Here is a 22,962-nt window from a genome sequence, read left to right on the forward strand (position 1 = left end):
CATCTCTCCTCAAGGCAGTGGGGGCGATGGGTCTTACACACGCTAGTCGTTTGGCGCTGGAGTGGATCGACAAACCGCCCAGCGGTTTTCCGATCAGGGGGCGGCGGCCTGGGGTGGATTTCCTGAACGGCTGAATGGCCTGCCGGTCACAACTTGTGAAGGCATTTCATTCTCTTGTCTGGAGGTTGAATCAGGATGACGACTTATAACTGGGATCTGATCGAACGACTGCTGCACGAAGTGCAGAACGGCGCCGGCCACAGCTTTACCCCTCGCCCCTATGCCGAGCAGCATGCGGCGGCCAAGGCGGCGGAAGGCGAGCCCACCGGCAATCTGGATGACCTGAAAGTCACCGCCACCGAGTACGAAAAGTTACTGCTGGACCGGGGCTTTATCGAAAGCCGGTCGGAAGAGGAGGGCGGCAATGGCGAGAACTTCGTGCTCACGCCCCGTGGTTCCAGCCTGCTGTGCCTGATCGACAGCAGCATCCCCGGCAATGATCACCCGCGCCAGGTGCTGGATGAGCAGGCCGATGCGCTGTATCCGGCGACCTTCGATCAGGTGGCCTCCAAGGCCCAGATCGCATAGGTTGCACCTAGCCCTGGCGGGCGTTCTGCAGGCATTTGAGCTCGGCGAAGTCCTTGCGCACTCCGTCGATTTTCTTCAGCAGGCGCTGGCGCTGGGCCGGGGTGCTTTGTGCCATCAGGTCCACCAGCAGGCTGCGTGCGGCCTGTTCGGTGTGGGCGTAGGCCTGGCGATAGTCCGGCGTCCATAAGCTCTCGCGGTGTACCAGCAATTGCTCGATACGTTGTGGGAAATCGCTGTTTTGCCGTTGCTCCACGGCCGCGCTGAATTGCGCCTGCCAGTGGGCTCGGTTGGCGATCCACTGTTGGTTCTGCTCGCCCAGGCTGCTGGACCATTGTTCCACCCGTTGCTGTTGGCTCGGGCTCAAGGGGCCGAGCCAGGCGTTCAGGCGCTTGCTCATGCGTTGGCCGCGCTGCTCTATCTGTTGCGCCAGCGGCGGCTTGAGGTATTGCTCCTGGTGTTCCTGCAGGTCCTTGGCGAAGGCGGAATTCATCTCTTTGACTTGCTGGTCGTTCAGACCCTGGAGCAGCTCCACGGCGGACGGGGTGATCTGCTGGGCGGTTTCGGCGATGGCTTGCTTGGCTTCCCGGGTGCGCTCTTGCAAGCCCTGGTCGCTGACCTGGTTGTTCTGCACCATCAGTTGCAGGCGGTCGAGCCAGTCCAGGTAACCCGGGAGCTGGGTGGTGCAATGCCAGCTCAGGTGCTGCTGCAGGCGCTGGTTGAACCAGCTCTTCTGCTCGCTGTTCATGTCCAGGTAGTCGTTGAGGTTCCAGGGAATGATCACATCCAGGTTGCGATAGGCCAGGCCGACCCGGCTACAGGCGCCCAGCAGCAGGCTGATGATCAGGAGCGGAATGAGGAGGTGCCAGCGGCGCGCCATGTTCGAGTCCTTGCGAGTGCGGGTTGCTGTATCTGAACCCTGAAGGCGCCTCGCAGTTCAGACGTTCAGTAGAACGCCCGTTCGGCCTTGAAGGTGAGCAGGCCGTCGCATTGCGGGTTATGCCCGGAGTAGGCGCTGCAGTCGTTGCCGCTGAGGCTGGAGTCACTGTAGATCAGGTTCAGGTCGATCCCCAGCCAGGGGCGCGAGAGCTTGATCGACCAGTCATTGAAGCCGGCCACGTAGCCGCCGTCGGCGATCGAGACGCCATTGTTCAGTTGATGGGTGGTGTATTTGACGCTGACGCCAATGCCGAACGGTACGTTGCCGCCCAGGTCAGCGAACAGGGTGCTGTTGCGTTTGTCCGGGTCATTGCTGAAGGCCGCGCCGAAGCGGCTGCCGAGCAGGGTCAGGCCGCCGTAGAATTCCTGGCTGTCCTGGGTCCGCAACTGCGGGTAGTTGTAGTGGATCATTCCCAGTTCGTAGCCCAGGGTCTGGTCGAAGGGCTGCTTGAAGCCTAGGTAGGAATCCACCTCCAGTTTGCTGGAGGGGCTCAGGCCCATGCTGGGGGCCCACTGGCCGGCATACCAGCCACTGTCGTGGCTCAGGTCGAGGCCGCCGTGGAACGAGCCGCTTGAGGACGGCTTGACCAGGCCCTGGGCCATGCTCCGGCTGGGGCTGGTGCCCAGCTTGAGGTCGAAATCCCCCAGCTCGCGCTGGAAGATTTGCCCATGGGCAATGGGGCAGGCCAACAGCAGGCTGCAGGCGAGCAACGAGGATTTGAGCATGCAGCACTCCCTGAACTGCGCGGAGCGACAACCTGAAAGGCGGCTGAAACGATTGATCTAGAGGGGGTAAAGGATACCGGCGAATGCCATTGGCTGAAGGCCGTTCGTCGATTTGCTGGTAGTGGGGAGGAGAGAGGGTGCCAGTCCTAGCGCTTTGAGGGCAAAGCGCTAAGGGACCAGGATAATGCGCGGGGGGGGGTTACTTCTTGCCCAGGCTGATCTGCTTGGACGGGCCGAAAGTCTGGCCGCTGACGCCTTTGGCGATCTGCTGGATTTCGCCGCCCGATTTCAGGAACGCTGCGATCTGTTCGTTGATCGATTCACTGGTTTCAACGGCGGGAGCTGGTTTTGCTTTGCTGTTGGAGGCTTTTACTCGCATGGCGGCCATTTAACCTTTCGGGAAAATTAATTTGGCCAGGCATCTTATCAGAAATACTTGACAATTGCTTGGTAAATATCCCCTGAAACAGAAAGGCGCTTCCTGCTGTTTTTCCTAAGTTTATTTTTCGGATATTTTCCTAAGTCGCTGTTTTAACTAAGGACCCATCGAAAAAATGCCCTCTCGCTGTGCTCCGCACAGGCTCGATGCACGGCTGTTTGCCTGACGAGCGGCCGGTTGAGCGCCGGGAACGCCAGAAAAATCAAGGATTTCGTGGCCGGCGATTCAGGAGCGTCAACGCAGGCCTGGAAAACAGGTAGAATGCCGCCCACGCAATGAGGGTATTGGAAATGGCTTTAGTCGGGCGCTACAACAGTTTGCAAGTGGTTAAACACACTAACTTTGGTTTGTATCTGGACGGTGGGGCGGACGGCGAAATATTGCTGCCCAATCGTTATATCCCCAAGGACATTCCCAGTGAAGATGAAGACTGGCTGAATGTTTTTGTTTACTTGGACAGTGCTGACAAGTTAATCGCAACTACCGAAAAGCCGAAAGTTCAAGTTGGTGAGTTCGCCAGTCTTAAAGTCGTCGAAGTTAACAGCATTGGGGTGTTCCTGGACTGGGGGCTGCCCAAGGATCTGCTGCTGCCGTACTCCGAGGAAAAGCGCCAGATGAACGCCGGCGAATACTGCGTGGTGCATGTCTACTTGGACAAGCACACTCGCCGTATTACCGCCACGGCCCGTCTGGACCGCTACCTGGACAAGACGCCGGCCAACTACAAGGCCGGCCAGGAAGTCGACTTGCTGGTGGCCGAGTCCACTGACATGGGCTTCAAGGCCATCATCAACAACAAGCACTGGGGCCTGATCCACAAGAACGAAGTGTTCAAGTTCCTGCGCTCGGGGATGCAAGAGAAAGGTTTCATCAAGGAAGTGCGCGCCGACGGCAAGATCAGCCTGAGTTTGCAACCTATCGGTGAACAGGCGGCCACCAGCCTGAACTCGAAGATCCTCGCCAAGTTGCGGGAAAACGATGGCTCTCTGGCGGTCAGCGATAAGAGCGACCCGGCCTTGATCAGCAGTTTGTTCGGGGTTAGCAAGGGCAACTTCAAGAAGGCCATCGGTGCCCTCTACAAGCAGGGCCAGATTGTCATTCACGCGGATCGTATCGAGCTAAGCTGAGACTCACTTCACGCTGCGGGCGAGGCTTATGAAAACCACGCTGGTTGCCTGGCTCGCCACCTTGCTGGCGTTCCTGCTACTCGACGCGCTCTGGCTGGGGCTGATGATGGGCGAAACCTACCGGGCCCAGTTGGGGACGCTGCTGCTGGAACAGCCACGGCTGTTGCCGGCAGCGCTGTTCTACCTCCTCTACGTTAGCGGTTGCCTGCTGTTCGCCGTGCGGCCCGCCCTGCAGCAGGGCGGCTGGCGCCGGGCTGCGTGCCTGGGGGCGCTGCTCGGGCTGGTGGCCTACGGCACTTATGACCTGAGCAACTGGGCGACCTTGCAGGGCTGGTCGGCTTCCCTGGCGCTGCTGGACATGGCCTGGGGCATGCTGGCCAGTGCCCTGGCCTGCAGTTTCGGCGTCTTCTGTGCCTGCCGCTGGGCGCCTGGCGCAAACGGCGGGAACTAGGTCTGCTCCAGGGGACCCGTCAGGCGCGGCGGCCGTTCTTTATTTCGGGTAGGGGTCATGTCATTGAATCAATGTGAGGTATGGCGGTGAGCATCGAACGGCGCAACGCCGATGGGTTTGCCCTGCAGGTGATGTTGGGGCTGTGCCTGATCTGGGGCGTGCAGCAAGTGATGATCAAGTGGGCTGCGGCGGACATTGCGCCCATCATGCAGGCGGCCGCCCGTTCGGGGATCTCGGCGCTGCTGGTGGCTCTACTGATGTGCTGGAAAGGCGGCTGGTCCCAGGTTTCCAGCACCTGGCGCGGCGGCTTGCTGGCCGGCGCTCTGTTCGGCCTGGAGTTCCTGTTTATCGCCGAAGGCCTGAAGCTCACCAGTGCCGCGCACATGTCGGTGTTTCTCTACACCGCACCGATCTTCACCGCCCTTGGGGTCAATTGGCTGTTGCCCAGCGAACGCTTGCGGCCCTTGCAATGGTTGGGGATCGTCCTGGCCTTTATCGGCATCAGCATTGCCTTTGCCGGCGGGATCTCCCTGGACAACCTGGACCGGCGCATGCTCCTGGGCGACATTCTGGGATTGCTGGCGGGGCTGGCCTGGGGCGCGACCACAGTGGTGGTGCGGGCTTCGCGGCTGTCCGAGGCGCCGGCGACCTTGACCCTGTTCTATCAGTTGATCGTCGGTTTCGTCGGCCTGTTGCTGATCGCCGTGCTCAGCGGCCAGGTGACCCAGGTCAGCCTGACTCCGGTAGCGGTGGCCAGCGTGTTGTTCCAGGGACTGGTGGTATCGTTCTTCAGCTACCTGACCTGGTTCTGGCTGCTGCGGCGTTATCTGGCGGCGAACCTGGCAGTGTTTTCCTTCATGACCCCGATGTTCGGCGTGACTTTCGGCGTGCTGTTACTGGGCGAGCCCTTGAGCCTCAACTTCGTGCTGGGGGCAATGCTGGTGCTGCTGGGTATTACCTTCGTCAGCGCCGAGCAGTGGCTGCGGCGGCGGATCCAGCGCTTGTTGTAGCCCGCGCTTCAAGAGACGACCGCACGGCGCTGTGCCGTTGGTCGCAGTTGCCAGAGCAGGCTGGCGCCGATCAGCAAGCCGCAGCCCGCCACCACCAGCGCCAGTTGCAGGTCGCCGCTGAAGTGGCTGCTCAGGGCGGCCAGCAACGGGCCGCTCAACTGGCCCACGGCAAAGCAGGCAGTGAGCAGGCCGGCGTTGCGCTGGGCCGACTGTGGCGCCAGTTCCCGTGAGCGCTGCATCACCAGCTGCATGCAGGCCAGGAACGGCGTGCCGCACAGCAACACGCCCAATACCAGCCCCAGGCCACTGCCCAGCAGGCAGGCAAAGACCCCGGCGGCCTGCAGCCACAAGGTCGCCATCAGCCATTGCCGGGTGCTATGTGGGGTGTGCCGACGCAGGCTGGTCAGGGCCACGCCCACGGCTGCGGCCAGGCCGAAACCGGGCCAGAACAGGTCGGCCTGCCACTGGCCCTGGAAGCGCGCATTGGCCATCTGCGAAAGGAAGGTCGCGGGGATGATGTAGCCCACGCCATACAGGGCGTAGACCAGCCCCAGGCGCGCCACGCTGTGCTCAGTGGCGCAGGCGCTCTGCGTTTCGCCACTGGGGCGCGCCGAGGCCGGGGGCAGGATCGGCAGGATCACCAGCAGCATCAACAAGGCGACCGCGGCATACAGTAGCCACAGGTTGGCCGAGCTTTGCCCCAGAAGATTGGAGCCCAGGGCCAGTAGCCCGGTGAGCATGATGCCCAGCCCCGGGCCGGCGAACACCAGGGCCCCGAGGCGTGGCCGGCCCGCCGCCTGGGCCAGGGGTTGGCTCAGGGCCGTGATCATCACCAGCACCCAGGCGCTGGCCACCCCGGTGCCGAAGCGCAGCAGCAGGTGCGGCCAGAAGCCCTGGGCCCAGAACGAGGCCAGGGTCAGCAGCACGCACAGCCACAAGCCGCCCAGCAGGCGCAGGCGCACCTGGGCCGGACGCCGGGCGAACATGGCGTCCAGGGCTCCGAGGAAATAGCCCAGGTAATTGGCGGCGGCAATCAGCCCGGCGGCGGTCAGGTCGACCTGGCCTTCGCTGATCAGGTGCGGCAGTTGCGGGGTCAGGGCGAAGCGGCCAATGCCCATGGCCATCATCAGGGCAATGAAGCTGGCGAGCAGGCGGAGCAGGGGAGACATGGTCGGCTTTCCATCGATGGGGACAATGACCGTCAGGCTAGGGCTGATTGACTTTCTTTAAAAATGAATAATATTGAGTAACTTGTTCAGTTTTGGAGAAAGTCATGGAGTTCAGCCAATTGCGCATCTTCCAGGCCGTGGCCGAGGAAGGCTCCATCACTCGCGCCGCCGAGCGCCTGCACCGAGTGCCGTCGAACCTCTCGACCCGGCTCAAGCAGCTGGAGGAGCAGCTGGGGGTCGAACTGTTCCTGCGCGAGCGTCAGCGCTTGCAGTTGTCGCCGGCGGGCAAGGTGCTGCTGGATTACGCCGCGCGCCTGTTCGCCTTGCACGATGAGGCCCATGCCGCGGTACAGGGCGGTCAGCCGGCCGGGGAGTTTGTCCTGGGCACCATGTACAGCACCGCGGCGATTCACTTGCCTGCGTTGCTGGCGCGTTATCACCGGGCTTATCCGGCGGTGAACCTGCAGGTGCAGTCCGGGCCCAGCGGCGAGTTGCTCGAAGGCTTGCTCACCGGGCGCCTGGATGCGGCCCTGGTGGACGGGCCGCTGGAGCTGGCAGGCCTGGATGGCGTGCCCCTGTGCGACGAGACCCTGGTACTGATCAGCGAAGCCGACCATCCGCCGGTGCGTACGGCCCGGGACGTGGAGGGCCGTGCGGTGTTCACCTTTCGCCAGGGCTGCTCCTATCGCATGCGTCTGGAATCCTGGTTTGCCCACTACCACGCCGCGATGGGGCGGGCCATGGAGATCGAGTCCTATCAGGGCATGCTGGCCTGTGTGATCGCCGGTTCCGGGGTGGCGCTGATGGCTCAGTCGATGCTCGACAGCCTGCCGGGGCGCGAAAGCGTGGCGGTGCATGCCCTGGCCGAGCCTTTTGCCCGTGCCACTACCTGGCTGATGTGGCGCAAGGGCATGGTCGGGGCCAATCTCAATGCCTGGATCGAGCTGCAGCAAGGCGCTGGCGTGCAGCTTGCGCAGCAGGCGCGGGCCCATGCTTGAGCACCCGATGGCCATTGGCTTTAATTCAGTAACAGTTCATTGCCATTGCGCAGCAGCGCGCTGGAAAAGATAGGGCTATTATCTGCTTGAGGCGGCGCAGTATCGCCGCTCGGCACGACCCTGAGGGGGCACTATGAAAGACAAACTGCAAAGCTGGCTGCACGACCTTGGCGTCGCACTGGGCCTGATCGAGCCACCGCTGCAACCGGTGCCGATTCCTACCGACGAAGAGCTGCGGCGCCGTCAACAACGTCGTCGCTGAAGCAGAGGCGAGAGCGGAGTGCAGGCTCCGGCTCTCGCGGATGTTTTCTAGCCGGCAGTCGCTGGGCCACAGGCCTGGGGCAATCGGGTCAATCCTGGTTTTGCCGGGCCTTTTCCAATAACCATTGCACCAGGTCATCCACCCTTTCCAGCTGCCCTAGCGCTCGCTGCTCTTCACGGGGCAAGACACCCAGGTCGAACCTGTCTTCCAGGCGCCAGAGCAGCGCCTCGATATCATCCCTATCCAGCCCCAGTTCAGAGAGACCGTTCTGGTCAGCGAAATCCACGGGCTCATCCAGCCAGTGGCGAATGAGCAGGTGCACCGCCGCGCGCGCTTGGGCCCGATTCATCTGCGTTGCTCCCGATACCACAGCAGGTCAGGCGGGACGGGCAGCGTCGGCGCGGGTCTTTTCCAGGATGAACAGGCTCAGCTCGCTGATGCTGCTGATTCGATACAGGTCGCGGTCGGGATCCAGGCGAATGTTGAACTCTCGCTCCAGGCTGTGCAGCAGGGCCTTGAGGTCCAGGGAATAGGTGTCGTGTGCGCGGGCCTGGCAGGGCGGGATTGGCCACTTCTGGGCCATTTGTGCATCGATGGCATGACGGATGCTTTGCTGGATGGAGAAACGGTCCATAAACACCTCGGGGCAGGGAGAGGCTTTTATTGTTTTATGACCCCATCCAAGGGTGAAGCGATAGCGTGCACTGAGGCGGCCAGCGATCCTTGTACTGTTTTCCTGCGGGAACAGTCGTCGCTGGATCTGAGTACAGCACAGGTTTTTTTCCGGCGGAGTAACCATTCGTCCATTCATGGCCCTGACGAAAATGGCTGCGGGCTTTGCCCGTCGGTGCCGTGAGGCTTTTGCCAGGCGAAAAAAAACGGGTGCGGCCACCGACGCCGCACCCGTCGAAGAAAAGCTTCAGACCTCCGGCTTCACGTCAGATTGCGTTGGCCAGGGGCGCAGGGCGCCGGGAAGCCAGGCTCACCACCACGAAACTCACCAGGCCCACGGCCAGGCTGTAGTAGATCGGTGTGTTGGCATCCAGGCCGTCCTTGAACATGAAGGCCAGAGCCGTGACGAAGCCCAGGCCCATGCTGGCGATAGCGCCGGCAGTGGTGGCGCGTTTCCAGAAAATGGCGCCGATCAGCGGGATCAGCATGCCGCCCACCAACAGGTTGTAGGCCAGGGTCAGGGCGCTGATCACGTCGTTGACCACCAGGGCAATGCCCAGCACCACGATGCCGGTGAGGAAGGTGAACAGGCGGTTGATCCCCAGGCTCGATTGCTTGCCGCCGCGCAGCCTTGGCAGCAGGTCTTCGGTCAGGGTGGTGGAGGCGGCCAGCAGGCCGGCGCTGGCAGTGGACATCATGGCGGCCAGCGCCGCAGCGATCACCAGGCCACGGATGCCGTCCGGCAGCGAGGCTTTGACGATGGCGGCAAAGGCGTTGTTGACGTTGTCCAGGTCCGGCAGCAGAACATGGGCGGCCATGCCGATCAGGGCGCAGGCCAGGCCGTAGAGGATGCAGTAGAAGCCCGCCAGGGTGCCGGCGTATTGCGCGACTTTCTCGGTCTTGGCGGTGAACACCCGTTGCCAGATGTCCTGGCCGATCAGGATGCCGAAGAAGTAGATCATGAAGTAGGTGATGATGGTGTCCCAGCCGATGGCGGTGAAGCTGAAACTGGACGCTGGCAGCTTGGCCACCAATTCATCCCAGCCGCCTACGCGGTACAGGCAGATCGGCAACAGGATGAACATCAGGCCCACGGTCTTGATCACGAACTGGACGATGTCGGTCAGGGTCAGCGACCACATGCCGCCGATCGCCGAGTACACCACCACCACGCCGCCGCCCAGCAAAACCGAAACCCAGAACGGCAGGCCGAACAGCACTTGCAGAACGGTGCCGATGGCGAGGATCGAAGTCACCCCGATCATCAGCGCGTAGGCCAGCATGATCACTGCGCTGGCCTGGCGGGCCATGGGGTTGTAGCGCTTCTCCAGCACCTGGGTGACGGTGAAGATGCGCAGCTTGAGCAGCGGCTTGGCCAGCAGCAGGTTCAGGGCAATGATCCCCGCCCCCAGGGCGGCGCACAGCCAGAAACCGGAAATGCCGTGGACATAGCCCAGGCGCACGGTGCCGACGGTGGAGGCACCGCCCAGGACCGTGGCGGCCATGGTGCCCATGTACAGGGTCGGGCCCAGGTTGCGGCCGGCCACCAGGTAGTCCTCGTGGGTCTTGGCCTTGCGCATGCCGTAGTAGCCGAGTACGAGCATGCCGGCGGCATAGATGAGTACGACAAATAGATCTAAAGCCATGGTGGCGTGTCTCCGATTATCTTTTTTATGTGAAACAAACGGTTCATGCAGGTGCTGGCTGCTCAGCGAAGGCGGGGTCAAGTCGTGTGCAAGACCCAGGGGCTCTATCGCGAGGCCGGCCGCTCCAGGAGGTTATCCGGGCAGTAGCGCGCGGCTTGCCAGCAGCCCGCTGGTACAGCGGCTGGCCATGCTGGAGTGCGCAGTTTCGAGAGTGGCGATGGCGGTGCTGGCCAGGCCGGGGGGCAGGCGAAACAGGTCGCAAGGCCTGGTGTCGCGCTGGTGCTCGAGGATCTGTCCGATCCTGTTGGTTGCGATGTTGCTAGGGTTTTTTTCTTTGTTGTTATTCATGATCTGCTCCGATCACATTGGCTAAGGGGGTGGCAGCCCTTCCGGCACAGCGGACAAATGGTTGTGACAGGCCAGCCAGAGGCCTTGTTGTTTTGTGCGAGACCCAATGGTTTCGCGTTCCTGGCTGAAGTCTTGCTCCCCTTGCATGCGCAGCTTCGTGGCTACGTCATGAGTCAATCCGGCGCCGTCCCCTTGTGGGCGGACGACGGCGTTGTCCGGGATGCGTCACCGCACCTCGGAACCATCCTTGGCCCGTCATCGGCCCGGCTAATGCCTGGCAGGCATTGCGCAACAGCAGCCGAGGACGGGGTAAAGATGAAGCGGGTAGTACCGCTTTGCGCCGCAAACGGTCTGGCGGCGCGCAGCATGTGCTGAGTCTCAGCGATGGGCGACGCCAGGCAGTACGCAGAGCATTTCGTACAGCAGGTTGGCGCCCAGCAGCGAGGTATTGCCGGTGGTGTCATAAGGCGGCGAAACCTCCACCAGGTCGCAGCCCACCAGGTCCAGGCCCTGGCAGCCACGGACAATCTCGATGGCCTGGATGGTGGTCAGGCCACCGATTTCCGGGGTGCCGGTACCTGGGGCCCAGGCCGGGTCGATGCCGTCGATGTCGAAGCTCAGGTACACCGGGCCGTTGCCGACTTTCTCGCGGACTTCGGCCATCAAGGGCTCCAGGGATTTGTGCCAGCATTCTTCGGCCTGGACCACGCGAAAGCCCTGCTTGCGGCTCCAGTTGAAGTCTTCGGCGGTGTAGCCCTGGGCGCGCAGGCCGATCTGCACCACGCGGTCGCAGTCCAGCAGGCCTTCTTCCACGGCGCGGCGGAAGGTGGTGCCGTGGGCGATCTTCTCACCGAACATGTGGTCGTTGACATCGGCGTGGGCATCGATGTGCACCAGCCCGACCTTGCCGTGTTTCTTGTGGATGGCCCGCAGGATCGGCAGGGTGATGGTGTGGTCGCCGCCCAGAGTCAGGGGAATCACGTTGTGTTCGAGGATGCCGTCATAGGCTTCTTCGATGATGCGCACCGCGTCCAGCAGGTTGAAGGTGTTGATCGCTACGTCGCCGATGTCGGCCACCGACAGCGAGTCGAACGGGGCAGCACCGGTGGCCATGTTGTAAGGGCGGATCATGACTGATTCGGCACGGATTTCCCGCGGGCCGAAACGGGTGCCGGCACGCAGCGAGGTGCCGATGTCCAGGGGCACGCCGACGAACGCAGCGTCCAGGCCGGCAGCGGATTGCAGATGGGGAAGACGCATCATGGTGGCGATGCCGCCGAAGCGCGGCATTTCGTTGCCGCCCAGTGGTTGGTGGAGAATCTTGTCCACGGGATAGGCCTCATCGTTGTTTTATATTTATGGGGTCGACGGCGCAGCGAATCCTGCCCGAGCAACCGAGTGGGGCCGATTCTGCGAAATGTAGTGCGGGGAAAGAATCGCTACGAACAAATACTTAGTTCAGATTTTTCTAAACTAATGGCCGATGGCGCGCTAGACTCCCGCGCTGCTCCCCAGGCCCTTGGTGGCGAGGGAGCTTGCTCCCGTCCGGTGGTGCAGCCACCGTTATCCGGGTTGCAGGGTTGGATTGAAAGCGGGCATGGAGGCCATCGGGATTGCTTTGCCGCTCGGCGAGAACCCGCACCCTCGCCGCAGGGACGTTGTCGTTTTGCCTGTTATCGGAGCCTGTCATGGCCAACGCTTTACCTGATCTGAAACTATTGCGCATCTTCGTCAGCGTGGTGCGGCATCAGGGGTTCGCCAACGCCCAGCACGAACTCAATCTTTCCACCTCGGCCATCAGCACCTACATGAGCCAGCTGGAGGCATCCCTGGGCCTGGTGCTCTGCCACCGTGGCCGGGGCGGTTTCAGCCTGACCAGCAAGGGCGAGCTGTTCCACCAGGAAACCCTGCGCCTGCTGGGCGAGCTGGAAGGTTTCGAACAGTACGCCGCAGCCCTCAAGGGCGAGCTTCGCGGGACCTTGAACCTGGGGGTGATCGACTCCACGGTGAGCGATAAGGCCCTGCCGTTCGCCGAGGCCATCGGCGCCTATAGCCAGGAGCATCCGGCGGTGCACCTGCACCTGTCGGTGATGAGCCCCCACGAGTTGCAGCTGGGGGTGCAGGACAATCGCCTGGACCTGGCCATCGGTGCCTTTTCCACGCGCATGAGCGGCCTGGTGTACATGCCGCTGTACCGCGAGCAGCATTGGCTGTATTGCAGCAACCGTCACCCGCTGTACAGCGAGCGGCGCATTCCCGAGCAGGTGATCACCCAGCAACGCATGGTCGGCCGCGGCTACTGGAGCCAGGCCGAACTGGCCCGGCACGGCTTCAAGCACAGTGCGGCGACGGTGGAGAGCATGGAGGCGCAGTTGATCCTGGTGCTGTCCGGCGCCTACATCGGCTACCTGCCGGAACATTACGCCCAGGCCTGGGCGGACAAGGGCGACTTGCGGGTGCTGCTGCCGGCAACCTTTGGCTACCAGGCGCCGTTCTCCATGATCATGCGTCGCGGACGCGGTCGAGAGCCGCTGATCCAGACCTTTCGCGACCTGCTCAAGGCCCAGCTCAACCAGTCATAAGGAGGTCCCATGTCTCGAGCACGCTGCGAGCGTTGCCTGCGCCCTGCGGGCCATTGTCTGTGCCCGCTGATTCCGCAGCTCCCCAGCCGCACCCGAGTGCTGTTGTTACAGCATCCCAGTGAGGTCAATCATGCCTTGAACACCGCACGTCTGGCGGCGCTGGGGCTGAACAACGCCGAACTGGTGGTGGGGGAAGTGTTCGAGGAGCTGCCGGCGTTGCTCGACCAGCCCGGATATCGAGCATGCCTGCTGTTCCCGGCGGATGATGCCCGGCCATTGCAGGCCTATGCCGAGACGGATGCACCGCTGCTGCTGGTGGTGCCCGACGGCACCTGGCGCAAGGCGCGCAAGTTGCTGCACCTCAATCCGTTGCTGGCGGCGCTGCCAAGGGTGACCCTGGCGACTGGGGTGGAGTCTCGCTATCGCCTGCGCAAGGCCCCGGGACCGGGAGCCTTGTCCACTGTGGAAGCGATCGTTCAGGCATTGCAGGTACTTGAAGCTCCTGCTTCGTTCGAGCCGCTGTTGCGGCCTTTCGAGGCCCTGATCGAAGGGCAGATTGCCGCGATGGGCGAAGACACCTACCAGCGCAACCACGCCAAATCCTGACCGCTCCCGAATCTGGCGCCGCTGCCGCAGGCGGCGATGGCGCGCTGTGGCCCCGTTCTTGCCGGCCACCCCACAAACCTTCAGGAGCGCCGCAGGGTCTTCTGCCGCAGGATATAGAGACTCACCAGTACTGCGCTGGTCAGCATGAAGCCCCGGGCCCAGGGCGATGGCACCAGATAGCAGGAGAAACCGATGCTCAACCACATCAGGCCGATGGCGTAGACCTTGCCCTTGAGCGGAATGCCGTTGCCGTCGAGATAGTCGCGGATCCACGGACCCAGGCGCGGGTGTTGCACCAGCCATTGGTAGAAGCGTGGCGAGCTACGGGCAAAGCAGGCGGCTGCCAGCAGCAGGAAAGGCGTGGTAGGCAATACAGGAAGGAAGATACCCACTACCCCCAGCGCTACGCTCGACCAGCCGATGGCCAGCAGAACGTAACGCCATAGCAGGGGGCGTTGGCCTATGGGCTTGGCCATAGGCAACGACTCAGTGGTGGCGCGGCTTGAGCAGCGCAGGTTTTTCGTCGGGGGCGTTGCACAGCAGGTACAGCGCGGTCAGCGCTTCCGGGATCTGCACGATCATGTCGTCCATCAGGTTGGCATCGCTGGCGATGTCGGAGAACTCCGGCTGTTCATCGAACAGGCCGGAACCCACCATGATCGGCAGCAGCATCTCGCTGACTTCTTCCTCGGCGGTTTCGAACCAGGCCGCTTCACGCAGGAACACGCCTTCCATGAAGCCGATGCACCAGCCGCGCAGGTCGGAGTCGTCCGGGTCCTCGCCCAGGTCGAGTTCGCAGGGCAGCTCGAATTCTTCGTCGGAAGCCAGTTGGCGGGCGATATGCGCCTTGAGGGCCAGCAGGGTCGACTCGATGGCTTCGCGTTCGGCGTCGTCACGGTAGTGCGGCTCTTCGGCGAACAGGGCGTCGATCCATTCACGGTCCGGAACGCTTTCCGAGCAGATGGACAGCGCGGTCAGGTAGCCGTGAGCGGCCACGTAGTCCAGCGCCTCGTCGTGCAGATCATCTGCATCGAGGAAGACTTGCAGGCGGGTTAGTTGCTCAGCGAAGGACATTGACGGCTACCTTGGGGAATAAACGATGCTGAATTCTAGGCTTTCTTGCGCGCTCAAGCCAGCCGCGGTGCCGATTTGAGCGGTTCTAAAGGTTACCAGCGGTCCATTGTCGGTGCCCTCTGCCGGGAAGGGGTCGGGTATACTCGCGCGTTTTGTGATGCCCTGCAGGCTGGCCGTCCGTTCCGGACAAGTCCGCTAACGCAAATGTCGGTGAAGCGTGCCGGCTTTTCGTCCAGTCTGCCCCCAGGGATTTCAGCGATTTTTGGAGTTTTTCATGCTCGAACAGGCTCAACGCGTCCTCAAGGACATCTTCGGCTACGACAGTTTCCGTGGTCGCCAAGGTGCTATCATTGAGCGCGTGGCCAGCGGCGGCGATGCCTTGGTACTGATGCCCACCGGTGGTGGCAAGTCGCTGTGTTTCCAGGTCCCAGCGCTACTTCGCGAAGGGCTGGCGGTGGTGGTTTCGCCGCTGATCGCGCTGATGGACGACCAGGTTGCGACCCTGGAGGAACTCGGTGTCGCGGCGGCAGCCTTGAACTCCACCCTCAGCGCAGAGCAGCAGCGTGACCTGGCCGCGCGCATCCGGCGCGGCGAAGTGAAGATGCTCTACCTGGCCCCCGAGCGCCTGGTCCAGCCGCGCATGCTGGCGTTTCTGCAGAGCTTGGAAATCGCCTTGTTCGCGATTGATGAAGCCCACTGTGTGTCCCAGTGGGGCCACGACTTCCGCCCCGAATACCTGCAATTGGGGCAGCTGGCGGAAATGTTCCCCCAGGTGCCGCGCATTGCCCTGACCGCCACGGCTGACAAGCGCACCCGGGAAGAGATCGTCAATCGCCTGCACCTGCAGGATGCCGAGCGTTTTCTCTCCAGCTTCGACCGGCCGAACATCTTCTATCGCATCGTGCCCAAGGAGCAGCCACGCAAGCAGTTGCAGGCCTTCCTCAACGAGCGGCGCAGCGATGCCGGGATCGTCTATTGCCTGTCGCGCAAAAAGGTCGACGAAGTGGCTGCATTTCTCTGCGAGCAGGGTTTCACCGCGCTGCCCTACCATGCCGGGTTGCCCAATGAGCTGCGGGCCTATCACCAGAAGCGCTTCCTCAATGAAGAAGGCCTGATCATGGTGGCCACCATTGCCTTCGGCATGGGCATCGACAAGCCCAACGTGCGCTTCGTGGCCCACATGGACTTGCCCAAGTCGCTGGAAGCCTACTACCAGGAGACCGGTCGCGCCGGCCGTGACGGCCTGCCGGCAGACGCCTGGATGGCTTACGGGCTGCAGGACGTGCTGATGCTCAAGCAGATGCTGCAGAACTCCGAGGGCGACGAGCGCCACAAGCGTCTTGAGCAGCACAAGCTCGATGCGATGCTGGCCCTGTGCGAGGAGACCCGTTGCCGGCGCCAGACCCTGCTGGCCTATTTCGATGAAGACATGCCGCAACCCTGCGGTCACTGCGACAACTGCGTCGATGGGGTACAGACCTGGGACGCCACCGAGCCGGCACGCCAGGCGCTGTCGGCGATCTATCGCACTGGCCAGCGCTACGGCGTCGGTCACCTGGTGGATGTGCTGCTGGGCAAGGACACGGAAAAGGTCCGCAGTTTCGGCCATCAGCACCTGTCGGTATTTGGTGTCGGCAAGGCCCGCAGCGAAGGCGAATGGCGCTCGCTGTTCCGCCAGCTGGTGGCCCGCGGCCTGGCCGACATCGATCTGGAAGGTTATGGCGGCCTGCGCCTGAGCGACAGCTGCCGCCCGCTGCTCAAGGGCGAAGTGACCCTGGAGTTGCGTCGTGATCTCAAGCCGCAAACCACCCCCAAGAGCAGCACCAGCCAGGCCAGCCAGCTGGTACGGGGCGAGGAGCGCGAGCAGTGGGAGGCGCTGCGGGCCCTGCGACGCAAGCTGGCGGAAGAACATGGGGTGCCGCCTTATGTCATTTTCCCCGATTCCACCTTGCTCGAAATGCTCCGCAGCCAGCCCGGCTCCATGGCCGAAATGGCCGAGGTCAGCGGCGTGGGTGCGCGCAAGCTGGAGCGTTATGGCGCAGCCTTCCTCGAAGTCCTCGGCGGCGGTGTCGAGGCGCCGAAAGTGGTTGCCGACCTGCGCCATGAACTGATCACTCTGGCTCGCGCGGGGATGACTCCGGTGCAGATCGCCGGCCAGTTGCAGTGCACGGAAAAGAACGTCTACACCCTGCTCGCCGAAGCCATCGGCAAGCAGCAGCTGTCGCTGGAGCAGGCCCTGGACTTGCCGGAAGACCTGCTGGGAGAGATCCAGGATGCGTTCCTCGACGGCGAGGGCGAGTTGCCGCCAGTGGCCGAGGTTATCCCGGTGTTTGCCGGAAGGGTGCCGGAAGGGGTGCTGTATTGCGTGCGTGCGGCCTTGGAGTCGGAGTTTGAAATGTGAAGGGGTGCGTCAATGTTGTAACGATTCAGTCCTTTACAGGCCTTGCCTCCGGGCAAGGGGCATGCTTAGCTGACTAATAATTAGTTTTTCTTTATTTTCAGTCTGATCATGAGTGTTTTATGCCGTTAACCGATGAACACCGTTTTGGTATGCAGCTGGCGCATATGTCTCGCGGCTGGCGTGCCGAACTGGACCGCCGCCTGGCGGGGCTCGGCCTGTCCCAGGCCCGCTGGCTGGTGCTGTTGCATTTGGCCCGCTTCGAAGAGGCGCCCACTCAGCGCGAGCTGGCGCAAAGCGTCGGCGTAGAAGGGCCGACCCTGGCCCGGCTGCTGGACAGCCTGGAAACCCAGGGCCTGGTTCAGCGCCAGTCGGTGATGGAAGATCGCCGGGCGAAGAAAATCGTTCTCTGTCCGTCCGCCCGGCCCTTGATCGAACAGATCGAAACCATCGCCACCGCCCTGCGTCATGAGCTGTTCGTTGGCGTTGACGAAGAAGACCTGCGGGTCTGCATTCGCGTTCATGAGCGCATCCTGGCCAATCTGGAAAAGTCCTGACGCCTTCAACCGGGGTTGCCTGACCCCGGTTTGTCTTGTTCCTCTGCCATTCCGAATTCAAGCCTGCTGCGCCCAGGGCGTTTTTTGCGTGCCTGTCAAAAGGTCTGGCCCAGATTCAGTGACAGGGCTTTCTGGTTGTCGTCGTTGAAGCCGTAGCTGAAGTTCAGCGGCCCCAGCGGCGTGTCGAAGCCGAGAAAGATGCTCGCCGCGTTGATGTAGCCGCTGTCGAAGGCATTGTCGTTGTTCCACACCCGGCCCCGCTCCAGCGAGCCTCCCAGGTACAGTGGAAAGTCCAGGGGCAGGTAGGAGCGCGGTGTCAGGCGACGGAAGTACACAGCGCGAGCCAGGCTGATGTTCTGCCCGGAGAGGGCGTCCTGACGGAAACCGGACAGTTGTCGAGCTCCACCGAGCAGGAAGCTGGACGTCACCACGTCGGCGTTGTCCAGGGTCCGGCCATAGCGACCGCCCAGGACAAAGGTATTGGGGCCGCTGCTCAGCGCCTTGTCCAGCTTGAACTCCCACTGCCGGTAGCGATTGTCCGAACCCAGGCTCGGTTCGAACTGGCGCAGGCTCAGCTTGATGTCTTCGCCGGAGTGAGGAAAGTAGACGTTGTCCAGCGAGTCGAAGGAGTACTGCAACTGGTAGTAGCCTTCGTTGAAGTTTTCGCTGGGCAGGTTATGGTCGCCGATGCGCACATCGGCCTTGCCCCAGGCCTCGCCGACGCCGAAACGCACTTCGCCGCTGTTGCCGATCTGGCGCCCGAGGTTGAGCCCGAAACCGTAGCGTTCCACGCGATATTCGGCGATCGGGTCGTTGTCCAGCACCGCCTCGACGTTCTGCGCTTCGGCGGCGATGAAGGGCGCAATGAAGTAGCGTGAACCGGCATCCAGTGGCTGGTAGAACTCGCTGTAGAGTTCCTGCTGATCACCGATCTGCACCCGGGTCAGCCATTCTGCACCCAGGCTGTTGATGCCGTTCATGCGGTAGCTGGCGCCGATATTGAACGCGCTGTCGCCACGCATGTCATCGGACAGGTTCAGCCCCAGGCGCAGGTAGTCGGTACCACTGCGCTTGCCCCGGGCGCTGATCACCAGGGTGTTGTCCTGCCCCTTGTGGGCTACGCGATACTGCACCTGTTCGAAGAAATCCAGGCCGTACAGGGTGCCCATGTCGGTTTCCAGGCGGCCCAGGTCCAGCGGCTCGCCGATGCGCTGGCGGATGTAGTAGCGGATCACTTCGTCGCTGACCTTGGAGTCGTTTTCCACCTTGATCGCGCTGATGATCGGCGTGCGCTGGCTGGGCTGGCGCGCAGCGGTCAGTTCGGCATCCAGCGCATGGGCCGGACGCAGACGGGCCAGGCGCGCGTCGAGGATGCGGGTGGCGCGGTAGCCGGCGTCGATCATTTCCTGGGCCCGGCCAAAGTCGGTAACGCCAAAGCTCGACAGCGCTGGCTGGATCAGCACGTCGTCCTTGTGCAGTGCCGCCAGTTGCTCCTCCGAGTTGCGCCGGGTCATCAGGGTGATGGACTGGTTGAGCACGTCGACCACGGTATTGAGTTGCTTGCGCGAACGCAGCGGTGTGCCGATGTCCACCACGATGGCGATGTCGACTCCCATGTCCCGCGCCACGTCCAGGGGAATGTTATCGGTCATGCCGCCGTCCACCAGCAGACGGCCATCCAGTTCCACCGGTGCGAAGACCGCCGGGATCGACATGCTGGCGCGGATCACCTGGGGCAGGTGGCCCTTGCGAAACACCACTTTCTCGCCGCTGGCGATATCGGTGGCCACGGCCCGGAAGGGGATCGGCAGCTTGTCGAAGTCACGGGTATCGCTGGCGTGGGCCAGCTTGCTTTCCAGCAGCAGTGCCAGGTTCTGTCCCTGGATCACCCCCAGCGGCAGGCCCAGGCTGCCATCGTCGCGGAAGCTGAGCTTCTGCTTGACCAGAAAATCCCGGTCGTCCTGCTTGCGCCGGAACGGCACGTCTTCCCGGGGCGGGGCATCGGACAAGGCCTGTCGCCAGTCGATGTTCAGCGCGAGCTTTTCCAGCTCGTCGATCTTGTAGCCCGAGGCATACAGCCCGCCGATCACCGCGCCCATGCTGGTGCCGGCGATGGCGTCGATGCGGATGCCCTGTTCCTCCAGGGCCTTGAGCACCCCGATGTGGGCCAGGCCGCGGGCGGCGCCCCCAGACAGCACCAGGCCGATTTTCGGTCGTGGCGCTTCGGCAGATTGAGCAAGCAAGGGCAGCAGGCAGAGGAACAGGCAGGACAGCAGGCGGCGCATTACGGTTCTCGGGGCGGGCGATAAAGCCGGCTATTATAACGACGCCCTTGAATCCAGGAGTCGGCCGTACCATGACTGAACGTAAACCCGAAGTGATCATCACCTATTGCACCCAATGCCAGTGGCTACTGCGGGCGGCGTGGCTGGCCCAGGAGCTGTTGAGCACCTTCAGCGACGACCTGGGCAAGGTGTCCCTGGAGCCGGCAACCGGCGGGGCCTTTCGCATCACCTGCGATGGCGTGCAGATCTGGGAACGCAAGGCCGATGGTGGCTTTCCCGAGGCCAAGGTGCTGAAGCAGCGGGTTCGCGACCAGATCGACCCCGAGCGCGACCTGGGCCACAACGACCGTACTCAGTGAGGGCCGGCTTCAGCCGTGGCTGCCTTGCTGCCCGAACCCGCCGACAGGCGGCTTGAAACCACGATGGCAACGATGATCAAGGCCCCACCGAACAACATGCGCAGGGTCGGGTTTTCGCCGAACAGCAACCAGGCCACGGTAATTCCGTAGACCGGTTCCAGGGCAAACACCACCGCTGCGGTACGCGCCTTGATCACTGCCAGGCTGGCGACAAACAGGCTGTGGGCCAGACCGGTGCAGAAAATTCCCAGCAGGCTGATCCACAGCCAGTCCATGGCCCGCACCTGGCCAAGCTCGGGAGCCGCCACCGGCAACAGGCACAGGGCGACCACCACGTTTTGACAGAGCGCCGCCTGCACCGCGGGGATCCGCCCGGAGCTGGCACGGTTGTTCAGTGACAGCAGCGCAAACAGCAGGCCCGAGCCCACGGCCCAGAGCAGGCCGGTGGTGGCCTGGCTGGCCAGGTCGAAGTCCGGGGTCACCAGCACCAGGCCGATGCTGACCAGCAGCACCAACAGCATTTCGTTGAAGCGGATCCGCTCGCGGAAGATCAGGCCTTCGAGAATCACGGTGAACGCCGGGAAACTGGCAAAGCCCAGGGTTGCGATAGCCACCCCCGCGACCTTCACCGCCACGAAGAAACTCACCCAGTGCCCGGCCAGCAGCAGGCCGCTGAGCAGCAGGCGCCGCCAATCGGTGGCGGCCAGTTTCTGCCAGGGGGTGTTGCTCGCCAGGCGGGCGAAGACGCCCAGGGCGAGCACGGCAAAGGCTGCACGGCCGAAGACGATGACCGCGGGCGAAGCGGCGGCGAGCTTACCGAATACACCGGTCAGGCCGAACATCAGGGCACCGATATGCAAGGCGCCAAGGGCGGTACGCGGAGTCATTTTTATCCTTAACCACAAGACGGGCAGTAATGGCCTTAGGCGGCAATGGGCTCAGTCTACGGGCGGGGCGGCCTGTTGGTCTGTCGCGATCCTGGCGTTTTTTGTCGAGGGACTAGCGTCTGCCCCTTGGCGCAGTTGGCGCGGCGAGTGGCCGTACTGCCGCAGTATCGCCGCGGCAAAGGCACTCTGGGAGCTGTAACCCACGCGGCTGGCGATTTCGCCCATGGGCAAGGTCGATCCGCGCAACAGTTCCAGGGCCATGTGCAAGCGCCGGCGTCGCACGTATTCCATGGGGCTGGCCCCGCACTCGGCGATGAACCGTGCATGCAGGCGGGCAGCGGACAGCCCGGCGATACGGGCCAGGTCGGCCACCTGCAAGGGGTGGGCGGCGTGATGATCGATATGGGCATTCAGGGCGGCATAGGGCAGGCGGCGCTCGCGGGGCTGGCTGTCGGCGCGATGATTGAGGCTGGCCAGCAGCAAGACCGCGCCTTGCTGGGCAATCAAGGGGTCGTCCACCGGGCTGTCCGCCAGCCAGTTGATCAGGCGGCTCTGGCTCGGCCCCAGGACCTGGTGTCGGGGCGCATCGAGCAAACGCCGACTGGCCTCGGCATGTTCCCCCAACGATTGCTGCACCCAGTGTTCGCCGGGTATGTCCAGCACCAGGCAATGGCTGCCGCTGGGGCTGCCGCAGACATGCCGGGCGCCGGCCGGCACCACCACGAAGCTCTGCTGCTGCACCCGGCTGCCCTGGCCTTCGACTTCGAAATCGAGCTGGCCACGCAGGCCGAACACCAGTTGCGCATGTTCATGGCTGTGGGCGATCAGGTCATGGGTGTAGTGGCGCAGGGTGAGGATAGATCCCATCACGGTCTCCTTGGCAGGCGGCCAGTCTACACCGGCGGTCGGGCGTTTCGCGCTGTCATCGCACTGCCGCATTTGTGTCATGGGCTATTAATCGCTGGGGCGCAAGCTCGCAAAAAATCCAGGAGAGCGTCCATGACCCATGCCGAACTCGCCAAGCCCAGCCGCAAGCAACGGGTGCGGACCCTGTGGATTTCAGATGTGCACCTGGGCACCCGGGATTGTCAGGCCGAACACTTGGCACGCTTTCTCAAGGCCTACCACGCCGATCGCATCTATCTGGTGGGCGACATCATCGATGGTTGGAAGCTGCGCGGCGGCATGTACTGGCCCCAGGCCCATACCAACGTGATCCGGCGCCTGCTGACCATGAGCAAGCGTGGTACCGAGGTGATCTACGTCACCGGCAACCACGACGAATTCCTGCGGCGCTACTCCAGGCTGATTCTTGGCAATATCCAACTGGTGGACGAGGCGGTACATGTCACTGCGGACGGGCGTCATCTGCTGGTGATCCACGGCGATCAGTTCGATGTGATTACTCGCTATCACCGCTGGCTGGCCTTTCTCGGCGACTCGGCCTACGAATTCACCCTGACCCTCAACCGCTGGCTCAACCACTGGCGGGCGCGTTATGGCTATGGGTACTGGTCGCTGTCGGCCTACCTCAAGCACAAGGTCAAGACGGCGGTGAGCTTCATCAGCGATTTCGAGGAAGCCATTGCCCACGAATGCGTCAAGCGCGAGTTGCACGGGGTGGTCTGTGGCCATATTCACCATGCCGAGATCCGCAAGGTGGGCGAGGTGGATTACCTCAATTGCGGTGACTGGGTGGAGTCCTGCACGGCCCTGATCGAGCACTGGGACGGCAGCATCGAACTCTATCGCCTGGCCGAGGCCCAGGCCCGTGAGGCCCAGCTCAAGGCTGAGCGGATGAAAGTCGCGGAGCCGGCCTGAGCCCGGGGCCGAACACGGTTT

General features: G+C 62.9%; 26 protein-coding genes and 1 pseudogene. 12 read left to right on the forward strand and 15 right to left on the reverse strand.

Going from position 1 to position 22,962, the window contains the following annotated elements:
- Positions 1 to 195: 195 nt before the first annotated feature.
- Positions 196 to 588, forward strand: coding sequence for a transcriptional regulator (locus ABCR88_RS08455; RefSeq protein ID WP_350404416.1), 393 nt, complete (start codon positions 196 to 198; stop codon positions 586 to 588).
- Positions 589 to 595: 7 nt separating this feature from the next.
- Here ABCR88_RS08455 and ABCR88_RS08460 read toward each other — a convergent pair whose 3' ends face one another.
- The 3 genes from ABCR88_RS08460 to ABCR88_RS08470 all read right to left on the reverse strand — a co-directional run bounded on the left by ABCR88_RS08460 (position 596) and on the right by ABCR88_RS08470 (position 2,638).
- Entirely contained in the window at positions 596 to 1,465 is an 870-nt protein-coding gene (locus tag ABCR88_RS08460) for a DUF6279 family lipoprotein (RefSeq protein WP_350404417.1), read from the reverse strand.
- A 65-nt stretch (positions 1,466 to 1,530) separates the two neighbouring features.
- Positions 1,531 to 2,250 (reverse strand): TorF family putative porin, encoded by a 720-nt coding sequence (locus tag ABCR88_RS08465; protein ID WP_011059901.1) that lies wholly within the window; start codon positions 2,248 to 2,250, stop codon positions 1,531 to 1,533.
- A 199-nt stretch (positions 2,251 to 2,449) separates the two neighbouring features.
- A complete protein-coding gene (locus tag ABCR88_RS08470; RefSeq protein WP_016962619.1) occupies positions 2,450 to 2,638 on the reverse strand; it encodes a hypothetical protein in 189 nt (62 codons plus the stop codon).
- A 341-nt stretch (positions 2,639 to 2,979) separates the two neighbouring features.
- Between ABCR88_RS08470 and ABCR88_RS08475 the strand changes: the two genes are divergently transcribed.
- The 3 genes from ABCR88_RS08475 to ABCR88_RS08485 all read left to right on the forward strand — a co-directional run bounded on the left by ABCR88_RS08475 (position 2,980) and on the right by ABCR88_RS08485 (position 5,277).
- A complete protein-coding gene (locus ABCR88_RS08475) occupies positions 2,980 to 3,816 on the forward strand; it encodes a S1-like domain-containing RNA-binding protein (protein ID WP_015634586.1) in 837 nt (278 codons plus the stop codon).
- A gap of 28 nt (positions 3,817 to 3,844) precedes the next feature.
- Complete coding sequence (locus ABCR88_RS08480) at positions 3,845 to 4,267, forward strand: DUF2177 family protein (RefSeq protein ID WP_041116602.1); 423 nt, start codon at positions 3,845 to 3,847, stop codon at positions 4,265 to 4,267.
- Between the two features lie 86 nt (positions 4,268 to 4,353).
- Positions 4,354 to 5,277, forward strand: coding sequence for a DMT family transporter (locus ABCR88_RS08485; RefSeq protein WP_183000597.1), 924 nt, complete (start codon positions 4,354 to 4,356; stop codon positions 5,275 to 5,277).
- Positions 5,278 to 5,285: 8 nt separating this feature from the next.
- Here the strand turns inward: ABCR88_RS08485 and ABCR88_RS08490 are convergent, their stop codons facing one another.
- Entirely contained in the window at positions 5,286 to 6,446 is a 1,161-nt protein-coding gene (locus ABCR88_RS08490; RefSeq protein WP_350404419.1) for a YbfB/YjiJ family MFS transporter, read from the reverse strand.
- A 104-nt stretch (positions 6,447 to 6,550) separates the two neighbouring features.
- Between ABCR88_RS08490 and ABCR88_RS08495 the strand changes: the two genes are divergently transcribed.
- Positions 6,551 to 7,444 (forward strand): LysR family transcriptional regulator, encoded by an 894-nt coding sequence (locus ABCR88_RS08495; RefSeq protein WP_011059907.1) that lies wholly within the window; start codon positions 6,551 to 6,553, stop codon positions 7,442 to 7,444.
- A 133-nt stretch (positions 7,445 to 7,577) separates the two neighbouring features.
- Positions 7,578 to 7,706: a PA1414 family protein gene (locus tag ABCR88_RS08500; RefSeq protein WP_011059908.1), complete on the forward strand. Its 129-nt coding sequence runs from the start codon at positions 7,578 to 7,580 to the stop codon at positions 7,704 to 7,706.
- A gap of 88 nt (positions 7,707 to 7,794) precedes the next feature.
- Here the strand turns inward: ABCR88_RS08500 and ABCR88_RS08505 are convergent, their stop codons facing one another.
- The 6 genes and pseudogenes from ABCR88_RS08505 to speB form a co-directional block, all read right to left on the reverse strand.
- A complete protein-coding gene (locus ABCR88_RS08505; protein ID WP_041116606.1) occupies positions 7,795 to 8,055 on the reverse strand; it encodes a hypothetical protein in 261 nt (86 codons plus the stop codon).
- Positions 8,056 to 8,082: 27 nt separating this feature from the next.
- Positions 8,083 to 8,340 (reverse strand): phosphopantetheine-binding protein, encoded by a 258-nt coding sequence (locus tag ABCR88_RS08510; RefSeq protein WP_041752014.1) that lies wholly within the window; start codon positions 8,338 to 8,340, stop codon positions 8,083 to 8,085.
- Positions 8,341 to 8,644: 304 nt separating this feature from the next.
- Positions 8,645 to 10,024 carry a sodium:solute symporter gene (locus ABCR88_RS08515; RefSeq protein ID WP_011059911.1) on the reverse strand — a complete coding sequence of 460 codons (1,380 nt, stop codon included), beginning with the start codon at positions 10,022 to 10,024 and terminating at the stop codon, positions 8,645 to 8,647.
- A gap of 132 nt (positions 10,025 to 10,156) precedes the next feature.
- Positions 10,157 to 10,372 carry a hypothetical protein gene (locus tag ABCR88_RS08520; protein ID WP_019093738.1) on the reverse strand — a complete coding sequence of 72 codons (216 nt, stop codon included), beginning with the start codon at positions 10,370 to 10,372 and terminating at the stop codon, positions 10,157 to 10,159.
- Between the two features lie 21 nt (positions 10,373 to 10,393).
- Positions 10,394 to 10,688 (reverse strand): annotated as a pseudogene (locus ABCR88_RS08525) (DUF4440 domain-containing protein); the annotation flags it as partial.
- 62 nt (positions 10,689 to 10,750) lie between these two features.
- A complete protein-coding gene (gene speB / locus ABCR88_RS08530; protein WP_011059912.1) occupies positions 10,751 to 11,701 on the reverse strand; it encodes an agmatinase in 951 nt (316 codons plus the stop codon).
- A gap of 359 nt (positions 11,702 to 12,060) precedes the next feature.
- On the opposite strand from speB, the gene ABCR88_RS08535 reads away from it, so the two are divergent.
- Complete coding sequence (locus tag ABCR88_RS08535) at positions 12,061 to 12,954, forward strand: LysR family transcriptional regulator (protein ID WP_011059913.1); 894 nt, start codon at positions 12,061 to 12,063, stop codon at positions 12,952 to 12,954.
- 9 nt (positions 12,955 to 12,963) lie between these two features.
- Positions 12,964 to 13,560, forward strand: coding sequence for a DTW domain-containing protein (locus ABCR88_RS08540; RefSeq protein WP_015634594.1), 597 nt, complete (start codon positions 12,964 to 12,966; stop codon positions 13,558 to 13,560).
- 80 nt (positions 13,561 to 13,640) lie between these two features.
- Here the strand turns inward: ABCR88_RS08540 and ABCR88_RS08545 are convergent, their stop codons facing one another.
- On the reverse strand, positions 13,641 to 14,036 hold the full coding sequence (locus ABCR88_RS08545; protein ID WP_011059915.1) for a YbaN family protein: 396 nt from the start codon (positions 14,034 to 14,036) through the stop codon (positions 13,641 to 13,643).
- A gap of 10 nt (positions 14,037 to 14,046) precedes the next feature.
- The gene (locus ABCR88_RS08550) at positions 14,047 to 14,634 is read right to left on the reverse strand and encodes a YecA family protein (RefSeq protein ID WP_011059916.1); all 588 of its coding nucleotides are present in this window, start codon (positions 14,632 to 14,634) and stop codon (positions 14,047 to 14,049) included.
- 274 nt (positions 14,635 to 14,908) lie between these two features.
- Between ABCR88_RS08550 and recQ the strand changes: the two genes are divergently transcribed.
- Positions 14,909 to 17,035 carry a DNA helicase RecQ gene (gene recQ / locus ABCR88_RS08555; RefSeq protein WP_011059917.1) on the forward strand — a complete coding sequence of 709 codons (2,127 nt, stop codon included), beginning with the start codon at positions 14,909 to 14,911 and terminating at the stop codon, positions 17,033 to 17,035.
- 119 nt (positions 17,036 to 17,154) lie between these two features.
- Entirely contained in the window at positions 17,155 to 17,589 is a 435-nt protein-coding gene (locus ABCR88_RS08560) for a MarR family transcriptional regulator (protein WP_041116616.1), read from the forward strand.
- Positions 17,590 to 17,684: 95 nt separating this feature from the next.
- Here ABCR88_RS08560 and ABCR88_RS08565 read toward each other — a convergent pair whose 3' ends face one another.
- A complete protein-coding gene (locus ABCR88_RS08565) occupies positions 17,685 to 19,874 on the reverse strand; it encodes a patatin-like phospholipase family protein (RefSeq protein WP_123473789.1) in 2,190 nt (729 codons plus the stop codon).
- Positions 19,875 to 19,945: 71 nt separating this feature from the next.
- Here ABCR88_RS08565 and ABCR88_RS08570 point away from each other — a divergent pair, with 71 nt between their 5' ends.
- A complete protein-coding gene (locus ABCR88_RS08570) occupies positions 19,946 to 20,233 on the forward strand; it encodes a SelT/SelW/SelH family protein (RefSeq protein WP_011059920.1) in 288 nt (95 codons plus the stop codon).
- Here ABCR88_RS08570 and ABCR88_RS08575 read toward each other — a convergent pair.
- Both ABCR88_RS08575 and ABCR88_RS08580 read right to left on the reverse strand, forming a co-directional pair.
- Positions 20,227 to 21,120: a DMT family transporter gene (locus ABCR88_RS08575; RefSeq protein WP_103289627.1), complete on the reverse strand. Its 894-nt coding sequence runs from the start codon at positions 21,118 to 21,120 to the stop codon at positions 20,227 to 20,229. The two genes, ABCR88_RS08570 and ABCR88_RS08575, sit on opposite strands and share 7 nt — an antisense overlap.
- A gap of 51 nt (positions 21,121 to 21,171) precedes the next feature.
- The gene (locus tag ABCR88_RS08580) at positions 21,172 to 21,987 is read right to left on the reverse strand and encodes an AraC family transcriptional regulator (RefSeq protein ID WP_350404422.1); all 816 of its coding nucleotides are present in this window, start codon (positions 21,985 to 21,987) and stop codon (positions 21,172 to 21,174) included.
- Between the two features lie 132 nt (positions 21,988 to 22,119).
- On the opposite strand from ABCR88_RS08580, the gene ABCR88_RS08585 reads away from it, so the two are divergent.
- Positions 22,120 to 22,941, forward strand: coding sequence for a UDP-2,3-diacylglucosamine diphosphatase (locus ABCR88_RS08585; RefSeq protein WP_011059923.1), 822 nt, complete (start codon positions 22,120 to 22,122; stop codon positions 22,939 to 22,941).
- Positions 22,942 to 22,962 lie beyond the last annotated feature (21 nt).

The sequence above is a fragment of the Pseudomonas sp. W17 genome (genome assembly GCF_040268305.1).
Taxonomy (GTDB): Bacteria; Pseudomonadota; Gammaproteobacteria; order Pseudomonadales; family Pseudomonadaceae; genus Aquipseudomonas; species Aquipseudomonas protegens.